General features: G+C 31.0%; 14 protein-coding genes, 1 other RNA gene and 1 other annotated feature (1 of these 16 cut by a window edge). Of the genes, 6 read left to right on the forward strand and 9 right to left on the reverse strand.

All coding sequences use genetic code 11. From position 1 onward, the window contains the following. Positions 1 to 52 precede the first annotated feature (52 nt). The 4 genes from hisH to DWX29_RS06275 all read right to left on the reverse strand — a co-directional run bounded on the left by hisH (position 53) and on the right by DWX29_RS06275 (position 4,064). Complete coding sequence (gene hisH / locus DWX29_RS06260; RefSeq protein ID WP_118565427.1) at positions 53 to 661, reverse strand: imidazole glycerol phosphate synthase subunit HisH; 609 nt, start codon at positions 659 to 661, stop codon at positions 53 to 55. Then, entirely contained in the window at positions 645 to 2,156 is a 1,512-nt protein-coding gene (locus DWX29_RS06265) for a HAMP domain-containing sensor histidine kinase (RefSeq protein WP_022089812.1), read from the reverse strand. The genes hisH and DWX29_RS06265 overlap by 17 nt, the downstream gene beginning before the upstream one ends. Continuing rightward, the gene (locus DWX29_RS06270) at positions 2,156 to 2,833 is read right to left on the reverse strand and encodes a response regulator transcription factor (protein ID WP_117909564.1); all 678 of its coding nucleotides are present in this window, start codon (positions 2,831 to 2,833) and stop codon (positions 2,156 to 2,158) included. The genes DWX29_RS06265 and DWX29_RS06270 overlap by 1 nt, the downstream gene beginning before the upstream one ends. 103 nt (positions 2,834 to 2,936) lie before the next feature. Further along, a complete protein-coding gene (locus DWX29_RS06275) occupies positions 2,937 to 4,064 on the reverse strand; it encodes a hypothetical protein (RefSeq protein ID WP_117909566.1) in 1,128 nt (375 codons plus the stop codon). 294 nt (positions 4,065 to 4,358) lie between these two features. Here DWX29_RS06275 and DWX29_RS06280 point away from each other — a divergent pair, with 294 nt between their 5' ends. The 3 genes from DWX29_RS06280 (at position 4,359) to DWX29_RS06290 (ending at position 6,355) form a co-directional block, all read left to right on the forward strand. After that, entirely contained in the window at positions 4,359 to 5,159 is an 801-nt protein-coding gene (locus tag DWX29_RS06280; RefSeq protein ID WP_022089809.1) for a formate/nitrite transporter family protein, read from the forward strand. A gap of 78 nt (positions 5,160 to 5,237) precedes the next feature. Beyond that, positions 5,238 to 5,581: a transfer-messenger RNA gene (gene ssrA, locus DWX29_RS06285) on the forward strand. A gap of 165 nt (positions 5,582 to 5,746) precedes the next feature. Continuing rightward, complete coding sequence (locus DWX29_RS06290; protein ID WP_117909568.1) at positions 5,747 to 6,355, forward strand: DUF1349 domain-containing protein; 609 nt, start codon at positions 5,747 to 5,749, stop codon at positions 6,353 to 6,355. Positions 6,356 to 6,580: 225 nt separating this feature from the next. Here the strand turns inward: DWX29_RS06290 and DWX29_RS06295 are convergent, their stop codons facing one another. Beyond that, positions 6,581 to 7,555: a Gfo/Idh/MocA family oxidoreductase gene (locus tag DWX29_RS06295; protein ID WP_117909570.1), complete on the reverse strand. Its 975-nt coding sequence runs from the start codon at positions 7,553 to 7,555 to the stop codon at positions 6,581 to 6,583. 346 nt (positions 7,556 to 7,901) lie between these two features. On the opposite strand from DWX29_RS06295, the gene DWX29_RS06300 reads away from it, so the two are divergent. From DWX29_RS06300 to DWX29_RS06310, 3 genes are read left to right on the forward strand one after another with little or no spacing between them, the layout of a single operon-like run. Next, positions 7,902 to 8,573, forward strand: a complete 672-nt coding sequence (locus DWX29_RS06300; RefSeq protein ID WP_022089806.1) for a hypothetical protein — start codon at positions 7,902 to 7,904, stop codon at positions 8,571 to 8,573. 1 nt (position 8,574) lies between these two features. After that, positions 8,575 to 9,528, forward strand: a complete 954-nt coding sequence (locus DWX29_RS06305; RefSeq protein WP_117909571.1) for an ABC transporter ATP-binding protein — start codon at positions 8,575 to 8,577, stop codon at positions 9,526 to 9,528. Continuing rightward, positions 9,521 to 10,954 carry an ABC transporter permease gene (locus DWX29_RS06310; RefSeq protein WP_118565428.1) on the forward strand — a complete coding sequence of 478 codons (1,434 nt, stop codon included), beginning with the start codon at positions 9,521 to 9,523 and terminating at the stop codon, positions 10,952 to 10,954. Before DWX29_RS06305 ends, DWX29_RS06310 begins: the two co-directional genes overlap by 8 nt. Before the next feature lie 128 nt (positions 10,955 to 11,082). Here the strand turns inward: DWX29_RS06310 and DWX29_RS06315 are convergent, their stop codons facing one another. The 4 genes from DWX29_RS06315 to DWX29_RS06330 form a co-directional block, all read right to left on the reverse strand. Further along, positions 11,083 to 11,841 carry an exodeoxyribonuclease III gene (locus DWX29_RS06315; RefSeq protein ID WP_117909575.1) on the reverse strand — a complete coding sequence of 253 codons (759 nt, stop codon included), beginning with the start codon at positions 11,839 to 11,841 and terminating at the stop codon, positions 11,083 to 11,085. Continuing rightward, positions 11,838 to 12,536: a GTP pyrophosphokinase family protein gene (locus DWX29_RS06320; RefSeq protein ID WP_022089802.1), complete on the reverse strand. Its 699-nt coding sequence runs from the start codon at positions 12,534 to 12,536 to the stop codon at positions 11,838 to 11,840. The genes DWX29_RS06315 and DWX29_RS06320 overlap by 4 nt, the downstream gene beginning before the upstream one ends. Positions 12,537 to 12,581: 45 nt before the next feature. After that, positions 12,582 to 13,094 (reverse strand): flavin reductase, encoded by a 513-nt coding sequence (locus DWX29_RS06325; protein WP_117909577.1) that lies wholly within the window; start codon positions 13,092 to 13,094, stop codon positions 12,582 to 12,584. Positions 13,095 to 13,232: 138 nt separating this feature from the next. Then, positions 13,233 to 14,450 carry an aminotransferase class I/II-fold pyridoxal phosphate-dependent enzyme gene (locus tag DWX29_RS06330; protein ID WP_117909579.1) on the reverse strand — a complete coding sequence of 406 codons (1,218 nt, stop codon included), beginning with the start codon at positions 14,448 to 14,450 and terminating at the stop codon, positions 13,233 to 13,235. A 101-nt stretch (positions 14,451 to 14,551) separates the two neighbouring features. Beyond that, positions 14,552 to 14,560: a binding site (T-box leader), on the reverse strand (it continues 231 nt past the right edge of the window).

Genomic DNA, 14,560 nt, shown 5'->3' on the forward strand with positions numbered 1-14,560 from the left:
CCTAATATAAAATACGACAAAATCGAGTAGGAATTTTCCTACTCGAAAAAATTTAATTTATCTCTGCAAAATTTTTCAATATTTTCAGTCCTATATCTCCACTCTTTTCCGGATGGAACTGACATGCAAATACATTTTCTTTCTCAACGGACGCATGTATATGTACACCATACTCAGTAGTTGCTGTTACGATGTTTTCGTCATCTGCTTTCAAATAATAAGAGTGAACAAAATAAACATATGCTTTCTCATTTATTCCTTTAAATAATCTTCCATTATTATGAAAATCTAACGAATTCCATCCAATATGTGGAACTTTCAAACTTTCACCTTCAGGTATCTTTATAATCTTGCCCGGTAGAATTCCAAGTCCCTTTACTCCCGGTGTTTCATCACTTTCTTCAAATAATAACTGTAAGCCTAAACATATTCCAAGAAATGGTATGTTTCGTGACACAACTTCCTTCACAGTATCAACTAAATCATACTTATTAAGCTTTTCCATAGCGTCACCAAATGAGCCTACGCCCGGAAGTACAACTTTGTCTGCACCTAAGATTACATCCTTGTCTCGTGTTAGTATCGTTTCTTCTCCCAGAAATTGAAACGCCTTCTCAACACTTCTAATATTTCCTGCATCATAGTCAATTATTGCTATCATATTCCAGTCCTTCCTCTGAAGCTTTTCCATCTAATTCAAACCAGAATTCAACACCATCCTCATGATTAAATACTCCGCATTTTTTATTCATACTGTCAGCAATCGCCTTAACAATAGAAAGTCCAATGCCATTTCCACCATATTCTCTGGTTCTTGCCTTATCTACTTTATAGAATTTAATCCAAACATTTTCCAATTCATTTTCAGGAATCTGTTTACCGGTATTGAAGACTGACATTCTTACTATACCATCTTTTTCTACAATTTTCATCTCAATTATTCTTTTTCCGTCAATATGGTTAAATGCGTTACTTACATAGTTTGTAATTACTTCCTCAATTTGAAATTCATCTGCCCAAACATATACAGGTTCTTTATTTTCAAATATTATTTTAACATTCTCCTGCTCCGCTCTTAACTGAACGGATTTAATAATGCCTTCCATGACATCAACAAGATTAAATCTTTCGATATTTACCTGTTTATTTCCAAATTCAATCTGTGTAAGTGCCAGCAGTTTTTTAACCATTTTGTTCATTTTATCTGACTCATCAATAATTACATCACAATAAAATTCCATACTTTCAGGGTCGTCATTAATATTATCCTTTAAACCTTCTGCATATCCCTGAATAAGAGCAATCGGTGTTTTTAATTCATGAGATACATTTGAAATAAAATCTTTTCTCATCTCATCAATTTCAATCTTTTGCTCGATATCTTTTTGCAATTCTATATTTGCCTTTTTAAGTTCAAGGATTGTCCCTTCCAATTTAGCTGACAACTCATTCATACTATTTCCAAGAACGCCTATTTCATCTTTATGTTTTCCTGTATATTTAGCATCAAAATCCAAATTTGACATTCTTGTTGAAATTGTTGCAAGTTCAAGTATCGGGTCCGTATATCTTCTCGTTACTATAATCATCATAATAGTCATTACAACAGTCATAGATATAAGAAGAATCAAATAGAATTTATTTGTAATATTAAGAGTCTCCCTCATATTTTGGACTGATACCCTGATTACAAAATAATAGCCTGAATCTAATGTCCCAAACAATTCATAATATTCCTGATCAGACAATAAATCTCTGGCTCTTTGCATCGTATAATTGTCATTCTTTTCTATAATAGTTCTTTCTCTTTCGGCTCCAAATGCCGCACCATATATCATTTCCTGCCAACGTCTTTGTAATGTCTTTCCTGCACCATATTCATATATTGTGTTTCCGGAACTGTCTATCATAATTATTGTTACGCCGGCATTTTCACACTCATCATTTAGCGCCTGTACGTTGTCGCTTTCAGATAAATCCTTATCTTCTTTTACAACTTGAGCCATCTTATTATATACATCAACAATAACGTCTTTTTTATGTGAAATATAATATTTTTCAATAAAAGCTGTTCCAAATGTTGATGCAAGCGCAATAGCTACTGTCATAATTACAATGATTAATATTGGCAGTTTATACTTAATTGAATGTTTCATTAGTTTACCTCAAATTTATATCCCATACCCCAAACAGTCTTTATGTAATCACCACAGTCACCTAATTTACTTCTAAGTTTCTTGACATGTGTATCTATTGTTCTGGCATCTCCAAAGTAATCATAATTCCATACATTATTTAAAATATTTTCTCTTGAAAGAGCAATTCCTTTATTTTCAATAAAATATGTCAACAATTCAAATTCTTTAAAGCTTAGTTCAATTTCCTTATCTTTAACATTAACAATATGAGCAGCCTTATCTATCTTAATATCTCCTGCTTCTATTGTCATATCAGCGCCAATTTTATTAGCACGTCGTAAAATTGCATCAACTCTTGCAACTAATATTTTAGGACTGAAAGGTTTTGATATGTATTCATCAACTCCAAGTTCAAATCCTTTAAGTTCATCATTTTCCTCACTTTTTGCTGTAAGCATTATGATTGGGACTTTTGAAAATTTTCTTATTTCCTTACATACTTCCCAACCGTCCATTTTAGGCATCATAACGTCAAGAATTATCAATGAAATGTCTTTGTTTCCAAAGAATACCTCAATTGCTTCTTCGCCGTCTCCTGCTTCTAATACCTTATATTGTTTCTTTACAAGGAAATCCTTAACAAGTTTTCTCATTCTTGATTCATCATCTACAACTAAAATCTTTAATTCATCCATTTATGTGTACCTCCGCAGCACTAATATTTCATATAGAAATAACATTTCAACTTCTATAATGTAAAATATAACACAAAATATGTGATGATTTTATGAAATATAGTTATTTTTCTGCTTCTGCCTGCTCAATTTGCTGAATTTTTGTTTCTAATGCTGAAAGTGCATGCGAAACGTCTTCATATCCACTGTATTCAGCTCCATTATAAGAATATGTTCTATATCTGTCGTTATCTCTCTTATATGAGTTTACGACTTTATTATATTCTTTCTCTGTTACTTCATTATCGTTTATTAGATATTTTTTTGTATTTCCTGAGTTGTCAGTTACAAGTCTTGAAATAACTTTCAACTTTTCATCCTTGTATTGGCATACAACAATTTGTGTATTCCCAATTATATTATTAACAAGCGTAACTGTTCCATCCTGATTATATGTCATAGACTGAAATGCTTTAGTATGGGCAATTTTACCTTTTTTATTCAAATAATAAAGTTTCATTTCGCGGCTTTCCTTACTCCACACAAGCATACATGGATAATAATTATTTCCTATTTTTGCGAACTCAACATTTTGATTTGGGTCTTTGCTTTGCAATTTATACAAAGTTTTTTCGTATTTTTCATATAGTTCTTTCTGTTTATCCTGTACTACTTCATTTACTACTTCTTTATAATCTGTATATATTTCCATTTGTGTAATATCTTTGTCATCTGATGTAAATGAAACATAGAGTATTCTGTCATCTGCAACTTTAGTAAATACAACACTTCTTTTTTCATCAAGTCTTCCATCATAATTAACATCCCATCCCATTTTTTCAACTACAGGATCCATGTAATAATTAATCTCATCCCCTAAAGAGTATCCAAGCACTGAAATTTCATCATTATCAGTTACAATAATTTGAAAATCAGGATAGTTATAGTCATGAAGTTTCTGACTTGAACCTTTAATTACATTTATTTCGATGCCATTTCCTTTCCAATGTTGCTCTACATTTCCTTTTTCACTATCAGATTCTTTCATATTAAAATAATAAGCTACTCTTTTTAATTCATCTATGTATTCTAGCAAATCAACCTTGTCATCTTTTGTTTCCAATGGCTCTTCTGTTTCCTGAATTGTAGTTACTTCCTCTTTTGTACTCTTTTCTTCTCCTTCCGTTTTTCCACATCCAAAAGTCATAGTAGCTACAATGCTAAAAATCATTAATAATGCTAATCTTCTCATAATCCCTCCTGCTACAGCGTAACTATTATTTTTATTTCTTACCTATTAAATAGGCATACTTATTTACGATACGCCTATAATACAATAATTTGTTTAAAAAGAAAATATTATTTTTGTCGTAAATTTTATTAATTTTTAATAACAATTTTGTTGCTTTATATAATTTGTTGTCATTTATTGTGTTTCTTCTATGTTTACAACCTTTACATTCACGTTAATATATGGTAAAAATATCTTTGGTTTTTTATATATTTGAGGGGACAAAAAAGAAAAATAAAAATAGAGGTAACAAAAATGATTAGTACAAGAGAAGCAACTGAACGTTATTCAAAAGTAGGTGTTGTCAAAGGTAATTTACCTACATTAAAAATGTTGGTATTAGGAATTATAGCCGGATTCTTTATTTCCATAGCCGGAACCGGTGCTGCCACTGCATCATGTTCTTTAGAAAATACAGCTATAGCAAGATTGATAAATGCATGTATCTTCCCTGCCGGTTTAGCAATGGTAGTTTTAAACGGAAGTGAGTTATTTACAGGTAACAACCTTATGATTATTTCTGTTCTTGAGAAAAAACTTTCTGTAGCGAAAATGCTTAAGAACTGGGTTGTTGTTTATATCGGAAGTTTTATAGGAAGTGTTGTATTTACATTTTTATGCACATACGGTCATGTTTATACTTTATTTAATGGACAATTAGCAACAAATCTTTTAAGTACTGCTGTATCTAAATGCAATATTTCATTTACTGATGCCATTATTAAAGGTATTTTTTGTAATATTTTAGTATGTGTTGCAGTATTTATGACATTTATGGCCGAATCTGCTGCAAGCAAAATTATATGTTTATTCTTCCCTATTATCGTTTTCGTTATTTGTGCTTTTGAACATAGCGTTGCAAATATGAGTTATATAAGTGGTGGTTTATTCATTAATCAGATGTATGGAAATTACGGATTAGATGTAACAGGTCTTAGTTGGTGGAACTTCATCGTTAAAAATTTATTGCCTGTAACTATCGGTAATATCATTGGTGGTGTTGGAATTGGTGTTTTATATTGGTATTCTAACTTATATACACCAAAGCAAAAATAGCCAATATTTCCAATTGACTATATTTAAAATATGATTTAAAATATAAGACCAAGGTAGACTTTTACCTACCCCCAGTAAGGGCTAGTACTGGTTTCGACAGGGGTTTTGAAGTTGGAGAAGCTATCCGTAGATGATGCGTTAAATCATACAATTAAAATTAAACGCTGAAGATAATTTAGCTTACGCTGCCTAATTAATGGCAGCTGTCAATACAAGGTTGCCTGCGGCCCTGATATTGGCATCGACTTTAGCAGGAAACTCTGATTGCTAAGCTTTGCGCTTTCAGTGATTTTATGAAGCTACCAAGAGCAAAACGGTGTTAGTTCCGGTTTGTTTAAGGGAATGTTAAATAACTGACTATGATAGAAGAAGTACAATGGAGAGGCTTTTGGACACGGGTTCAACTCCCGTCTAGTCCACTAGTTTTCATAAGGAGAGGCTAAACGAAGACGGAATGACTCCTTATGTAAATAATAAAAATAACGGCACTGTATGTTACAATATTAATATACAGTGCTGTTATTTTTATGGTATAATGTGGATATGAATTTAACAAATCGGATTTTATCCACGAAAGGAAGATTAAAATGAAAATAGATAATAACCAATGGAAATGGACAAGAAAACCTAAAGATTTTACTATCTCTGAAGATAAAATTGAAGTAATAACAAATCCACATACAGATTTATGGCAGCGTACTTACTACCATTTTAGAAATGATAATGCTCCCGTTCTTCAGATTAAGACTTCCAAAAAGATGTTTTCTTTTATTGTAAAGACAGAATTTGAAACTAAGGTACGCTTTGACCAGTGTGGTGTTGTTATGTATCTCGATAGTGAAAACTGGTTGAAAGGTTCTATTGAATATGAAAATGAAAAGTTTCAGCATCTTGGAAGCGTTGTAACGAATAAAGGATATTCAGATTGGGCTACAACTGAAATTGATGCTGGAATTAAATCTATGTGGTATAGATTCAGTAGACGTGAAGACGATTACTGCATTGAATGCTCAGAAGATGGCATTAATTATAAGCAGATGCGAATCTGTCATATGTATAAAGCAACTGATGAAATCCAGTTTGGAATTTATGCATGTAGTCCTGAAGATTCTTCATTTAAAGCAACATTTACAAATATGGAAATAACAGAATGTAAGTGGATAGCACACGATGGTCAGGCACCTGATGCTGAGTAAAACTTTCAATTTGTAGAAAAGAGATAGATAATTTTGCACAATTATTCTTTTGTATATATAATTAGCAAGTTAAACAATCAGAACCACGCCTAAAAGACGTGGTTCTGATTTAAAATTTAAATATAACTATTTCATTCTAATTACAACAAATTCCTGTGGTGTATCATTTGAATTTGAACTCGCCATACTATCAACAAGTTCTTTTTTGCATACTTCTCCTCTTCCCTAATCTGCTGGAAATACAACCCCCTGTTGCCTTCTTGCTTCATCCATAACTTTAACACACATATGTGAATATTTAATATGTTCGTCTGTAAATTTTCCAATTTCAATAAGTCGTGCCCACTCTTTTGCTTCAAATACAAGATTATTTTCACATTCAGGCACTTTAATTATCTTTTCCGTATTATCATTAAAAATAACTTTTACTTTTCTCGGGTTAGGTATGTCCTCAATAATAATTGCTCCTTTTTCTCCCTGAATCTGACTAGGTATCTTTGAATTTGTTATCTTTGAATACAATACTTCTGCCAACATTTCAGGATATTTTGCAATTATTGTTCCCTGTCCATCAATACTATCAGGTAATATTTGTGCCATTGCCATTATTTCCTGTGGCATACCAAATAATTTTACAAGCGGATGCACACAATATACACCTATATCCGTTAATGCTCCATTTGAAAATTCCTTACGAAATGCATTTTCAAATATTCCCTGCTTATATTTATCGTATCTTGATGAATATTGACAATATTGAAAGCTTACTCTTCTAACAGGCTTAACAAGTTCTATTGCTTCTTTTATAGCAAAAAATCCCGGGTCAATTACATTTCTCATTGCTTCCATTATTACTACATTATGCTTTATTGCCAAATTTATTAATTCTTCTAATTCTTTTTGATTGCTTGTAATTGTCTTTTCAATCATTACATGTTTTCCATTTTCAATCAAAAGTTTAGCCTGTTCATAATGTAAGCTATTAGGGCTTGCAATATATACTGCATGAATTTCATCACATTTAGCAAGCTTATTCAAATCCGTAAACACCATTTTCCCATTATGCTTTTTGCTAAATGCTTCTCCTTTTTCCTTATCTCTTGAATATGTTGCCACATAGCATAAGTTATCACATTGTTCTACCGCCTCTAAAAACCAATCAACTACAAAATTTGTTCCTATCGTTGCAAAATTTATCATTCACTTTCCTCCTTTTAATATGTATTGTTTCCTACCTTTGATTAACTGATATTGGTTGGAATAGTATATATAAAACAATTTCTTTTTCCAACTATATTTTTAATCTTTCCTATCATTCATATAGTTAATTTTACATTACTTTTATGTTTTTTCAAACACATTTTATTATTCGCTATCATTTTTTATTATTTTTTATTATTTGTTATTATATGTTACTTATAAATGACGAAGTCATATTCCCTGACTTTGATGCTCATATCTTAAGACAATTTTAATTTTTTATAAATGAAAAACATTTTTTAGTTTGATATAATAAATTCACAAAACAAATTGGAGGTTATTTTTTATGAAGAAATTTTTAAAGAAGACAAATCGTGGAATTATATTGTCTGCTATTTGTCTTGTTATTCTTGTAATCTATGTTTCTGTCGATTACATAACATTCTCAACTCAAAAAGATACTATTAGACAAACAACTGAAAATTATATAAACGATGTTTTAAAAACAAACTCTGAATCAGTTGATTTAAATAAACATCGCGAACTTATTACAGACATATTAAATAATTATTGGACAGATAAACATTATTCATCAAGTGGTTCTACTATCTCAGGCATGAAAGCAACTTTAGATTCCACTCTTGACGCTGACAATTCTTTATTTGATATAAAAGATGCATCAGGTTCAGTTCAGTCAGTTAAGATTTCAAAAGCCGGTCCTAAAATTGCCAGTGCAAATATAAAATACACAGTAGATATCGTTGGAAAAGAAACATCTACAGTATTTACACCGGGTACTATTTGTACACTTAGCGATTACAATAATGATTATTACGATGATGGTTCTGAAGATTCACAAGATTCCAACAACGCCTCAACTAATGATTATTATAAAGTAAACTGCACTTGCGAAGGTACTATTTACTACACTTATGAATCAGGCAAATGGAAAATAAGTACCTGGGACAGTTATGTTACAGACTCAAACTGCACAAAACTTGACGATAAGGAGGATTAACATGAGTACAGCATTGGAAATTAAGAATATAGAAAAAAAATTTGGTTCCAGAACTGTTTTAAACAAAGTATCATTTGAAACAAAAACAGGTGAAGTATTCGGTCTTCTTGGTCCAAACGGAGCCGGTAAAACAACTTTAATTAAAATGATTACAGGTTTACTCAATATAGATGATGGTGAAATTTTAATCAACGGAAAAAGTCTTGAGCATGACTTTGAAGCTGCCATGGAAAATATCGGAGCTATCGTTGAAAATCCTGAATTTTATAAATATATGACCGGTAAGCAAAATATTTTACAATATGCACGTTTACACAAGTCAGTGACTATGGAAAGAGTTAACGAAGTAATAGAGCTTGTCGGTTTATCAAATCGTATAAACGAAAAAGTAGGCAAATATTCTCTAGGTATGAGACAGCGTTTAGGACTTGCTATTACATTATTGCATAATCCTAAAGTGTTAATTTTAGATGAGCCTACCAATGGTCTTGACCCCGCAGGAATTAAACAGTTACGTGATATTTTAACAAATATGGCTCACAAAGAAGATGTTTGCGTTTTAGTATCAAGTCATCTTATGAGCGAAATGGAATTAATGTGCGACAGAGTAGCTATTTTGTCAAATGGAAATATTTTAAGTGTTGATACGATGGAAAATATGCTTCACGATGTATCTGGTAAGGATGTAACTTACAATTTTGAAGTATCAGACAGTAATTCTGCTATTACCGCCATTACAGAATATAACCCTGATATTATAAATTCAATAACAAGCGATACTACATTTGAATTAAAGATTAACAGGAATTCAGCTAAAGACATTGTTTCTACAATTACAGATTTACTTGTTGAAAACAAAATCAGCATATACGCTATTATTCCTATTGAAAACCAGAAACTTGAAGATGCATTTATGGAAATAACTAACGTAAAAGGAGGTAACCAAATTGCTTAATTTAATCAAAAACGAATATTCAAAATTATTTCATAAAAAAAGCACTTATTTCTTTCTTGCAGCCATTGTATTATTTATAATTGGCATTTCAGTTTTTACAAAATTTTCCTGTGATAATAACGATGATATTTATTACTCTTCTATTGAGCAGGAATTACAATATGCAACTACTGAAACTGATGAATATAGAGACGATGCGTATATAGAAGAATTAAAGCTTGCTAAATCTCTTGATTATACAATGCATGATATATATGACAATTCACGTTGGGAATCAAATGCTTTAAGCGATTACTATTCATATTTAAGTTCAATTAATTCATTTGATAAAGAGGGTTCATCTGATTTAGTCAACTCAAAAGAAGACCGTGAACATTATCAAAATTTATGTGATACAATTGTTTCTTCACTTAAAGATAAAGATTGGAAAAGTTATATCCAGTTAACTGTCGATTCAATAAATACTGATGGTCATACAAAAGACGGTGCTAAATTGTTAAAGGATACTTATGAAAACTATTTAAAAAATGATATTGACCCTGATTCAAACACTCAGAAATACAGTCTTATATCTAATTTTTCACAATATGATATAAGCTATTCTGATTTACTTTCGACAAAAAAAAGTGGAGCTTCATATGATGAAACAGAATTTAATACTACTGAATCAAATTATCTGATAGCAAAATATCAGTTAGAAAATGATATTGACTCAGTTATTTATAAAAACCCTGATCCTCAGATGTCATCATATGAACCATATATATACACAGGCAATGCATTTTTATCTCTAAAAAGATGTATTAATGCTACAATTATTATTGCTCTTATTTTGATTATTTTAGCCGGAACCACTGTTTCATCTGAATTTTCTAATGGAACAATTAAATTTTTACTTATAACACCTGTGAAAAGATATAAAATCTTTTGGAGCAAATTTATTACATTTTTAACATATGGATTTGTTTTAACATTATTGTCATATATATTGTCTTTTCTACTTACTATTATTGTATTTGGTACAGGAGAATTATCAACTCCTCTATTACTATTAAAAGACGGAAGCCTTGTTGTACATTCAGGATTATTATTTATCCTTTTCAATTTCTTTATGTCATTTGGAACAATAATGATTACTGCCATCATAGCATTTATGTTATCAGCTTTATTTAGAAATTCAGCTATAGCAATTGCAATTCCAATCATGATTTACTTAGGTTCAGATATGGCTGTTTCAATTGCACAAATGTTATCATTAGACTTTGTACGTTACACGATATTTGCAAATATGTCATTCTCAAACATTGTTGAAAATTCATTTACATTCTTTGGTATGACGCCTATTTTTTCAGTTAGCGTTATTGCAATACACATTTTCTTATTCCTGTTTATTGCACATGATGCATTTACAAGAAGAAATGTTTAATTAAACTTATTATAAAAAGGTTACAGACTAATCACTATATATGATAATCTGTAACCTTTATTTTATTACTCTACTGTTAACTCAACCTCAATCACCAATTGTATTAACTGAATCACAACCTATTTCTTTTATAATTCTACTGTCAACTCAACAGGGCAATGATCTGAGCCCATTATTTCAGTATGAATATGTGCATCAATTAATTTATCTTTTAAATCATCAGATACAAGGAAATAATCTATACGCCATCCTGCATTCTTTTCTCTTGCCTTAAACCTATATGACCACCATGAATATATTCCTTCTGTATCAGGATAAAAATATCTGAATGTATCTATAAATCCTACCTCTAAAAGTTCCGTCATTTTCTGTCTTTCTTCATCAGTAAATCCTGCATTCTTTCTGTTTGTTTTAGGATTTTTAAGGTCTATCTCTTTATGTGCAACATTCATATCTCCTGTTACTATAACAGGCTTATTTTTCTTTAAATTTAATAGATAATTTCTAAAATCATCTTCCCATTTCATACGATATTCAAGTCGTGCAAGACCATTTTGAGAATTTGGAGTATACACTGTAACCATATAGTAATTATCAAATTCTAATGTAATTACTCTTCCTTCTTTATCATGTTCTTCAATGCCTATGCCATAAGTAACGTTTAAAGGCTTTTCTTTTGAAAAGATTGCTGTTCCTGAATATCCTTTCTTTTCTGCATAATTCCAATATGCATAATATCCTTCTTTATTCCAGTCTACCTGTCCTTCCTGAATCTTTGTTTCCTGTAAACAAAATATATCTGCATCTACATAATCAAAAAATTCCATAAAATTCTTTCCAAGACAGGCTCTTAATCCGTTTACATTCCATGATATTAGTTTTTTCATCTGATTTCTTCTCCGTTTTCCTGTGAAAGTCTGTTCTTAATCAATGACATCTTAGCATCCAGCTTTGCTGTCATTTCTGCACAGTCATATAATTCCTGTGATAATTCTTCTAGTATTTCCGGTTTTATGTTCTTTTTATATCTTAGTTTGTGTTCAAGCGTAGCCCAAAAATCCATTGCGATAGTTCTAAGCTGAACTTCGACCTTCATATACTTCTTTCCCTCTTTTAGGAAAATCGGTACTTCTACAATTAAATGTAAACTTCTATATCCATTTTCCTTAGGATTTTTGAAATAATCTTTCATCTCTAATAAAACTATATCATCCTGCTTTAATAAACAGTCTGCTAAAAGATATATATCTTCTTCAAATGAACAGATAACTCTTACACCTGCTACATCTTTAATATATTCTTCTATTGCCTCAACAGTAAATGGTAAATTCTTTTTGTTCAATTTTTCAACAATACCATCTGCTGATTTTAATCTTGATTTAATAGTTTCAATTGGATTTCTGTCATACTGAAGTGAAAATTCTTCATTCAGTACTTTAAACTTAGTTTCTACCTCCATAATAGCACATCTATAATATGCCATTAATTCATTCATTGGCATTATATTTTCATGCACTTTCTGAAATGTGTCAGTTTTTAGTATTCCACGGATGAAATAATCTCTAATATGCCCTACTTTCAATACTTATCCTTTCTTTTGCATGTGGTACAAAATACCCTGCATTTATTATTTTTTTTCTAATATATGTTCTATTGATGCCATATACATGTCATGATAATTCTTATCGCTATACCATTTTTCTAATGCTTCTTTATCAATAAAAGCGTCCGGTTCCATAGTCTGTCTAAACATCTTTTTACAAATCATAACATCATCTGCTTCTTCTATATAAGGAACATCTCCGCTAAATTCTACATGAAGATTTGCTTTATTTATTTTATCTTCATCTCTTCCTGATACTGTTCCTAAATAACCAAGTTCCTTTGCATACTTTTCATGGTCAAGGAATGAAATTGAAAAGCAGTCTGCATTATCAACAAACTCTTTTGTAAATCTTGTCTGTCTTATAAACACTGATACAATATCTTTTCCCCACATAACTCCCATATTGCCCCATGAAGCAGTCATTGTATTAACTTTTCCATCCTTAGCAGCTGTTATAAGCATCCATTTTTTTCCTATATCATTAAATACGTTTCCTTTATATTCTTCCGGTGTAATCTCTTTAAAATTACTCATTTTAGCAACCTCCGTTATATATTTCTTTTTATGCAGACTTTTTTACTGCATATTTAAGACTAGGAAAGTTTCTTTCAAGTCAAAGAACATTCCTAGTCTCATTTTACCACGATATTCAAATTAATTCATTATAATACTTTAATTCTGATGATATGTGCTTAAGAAGTCATTGAGTCTGTCTGCTGCTGTCGATAAAACAGACACTTCAGGTAAAAATACAACTCTAAAATGATCCGGTTGATCCCAATGGAATCCTCCACCATGAGTAAATAAAATATGTTTTTCCTTGAGGAAATCAAGAACAAATTTTTCATCATCTATAATACCAAATTTCTTAATATCAAGCTTAGGGAACATATAAAATGCTGCTGTAGGTTTTACTACTGAAAGCCCATCTATTTCATTTAAAGCATTATAAATCACTTCTCTCTGTTCATAAATTCTTCCACCCGGAACAAGTAATTCTTTTGTGCTTTCCAAATTATCAAGTGCTACCGGAATTAATGACTGTGCAGGAACATTTGAACATAAACGCATAGCTGAAAGTAATTTAATTCCTTCTATGTAGCCTTTTGCATGTTTCTTTTCTCCACAAAGGACCATCCATCCACATCTGTAACCTGCTATTAAATGTGATTTGGATAATCCGTTAAAACTTACAGTTAATAAATCAGGTGCCAATGACGAAAGAGCTATATGCTCTTTTCCATCCATAACAAGTCTATCATATATTTCATCAGCAAATAATATTAATTCATGTTTTCTTGCCAAATCAACTATCTGCTCTAATATTTCTGTCGGATATAATGCACCTGTTGGATTATTTGGATTTATAACAACAATTGCCTTTGTCTTCGGAGTGATTTTACTTTCCATGTCTTTAATGTCAGGATACCAGTTTTGCTTGTCATCACATCTGTAATGAACTGCTTTACCACCTGCTAAAGTAACTGATGCAGTCCACAATGGATAATCAGGCATTGGCACTAAAACTTCATCTCCATAATTTAATAATCCATTCATTGACATTGTAATCAATTCGCTTACACCATTTCCCGTATAAATATCATCAATTGTTACATTAGGCATATTCTTACTTTGACAATATTTAAGGATTGCTTCCCTTGCTGATACAAGTCCCTTTGAATCTGAATATCCCTCTGTAATTGCAGCATTATTTCCAATTGCTTCTTCTATTTCTTTTGGTGCCTTAAATCCAAATGGTGCAGGATTTCCAATATTTAATTTTAAAATATCAATTCCCTGTTCACTCATTCTCTGGGCTTCGTCCATAATTGGTCCTCTAATATCATAACATACACAATCTAATTTTGATGATTTCTCAAATGTTCTCATTTCATTTACCTCCTGATAATCAAAATTTCGTTTTCTTTTAAAACGGACTTTCATAAATATGAATTTGTCATGCATAAAAAAAGCCCTAAACGTTGTTAAACGTTTAGGGC

This window comes from Eubacterium sp. AF19-12LB, from assembly GCF_003479125.1.
In the GTDB taxonomy this organism is placed as follows: Bacteria; Bacillota; Clostridia; order Lachnospirales; family Lachnospiraceae; genus Eubacterium_U; species Eubacterium_U album.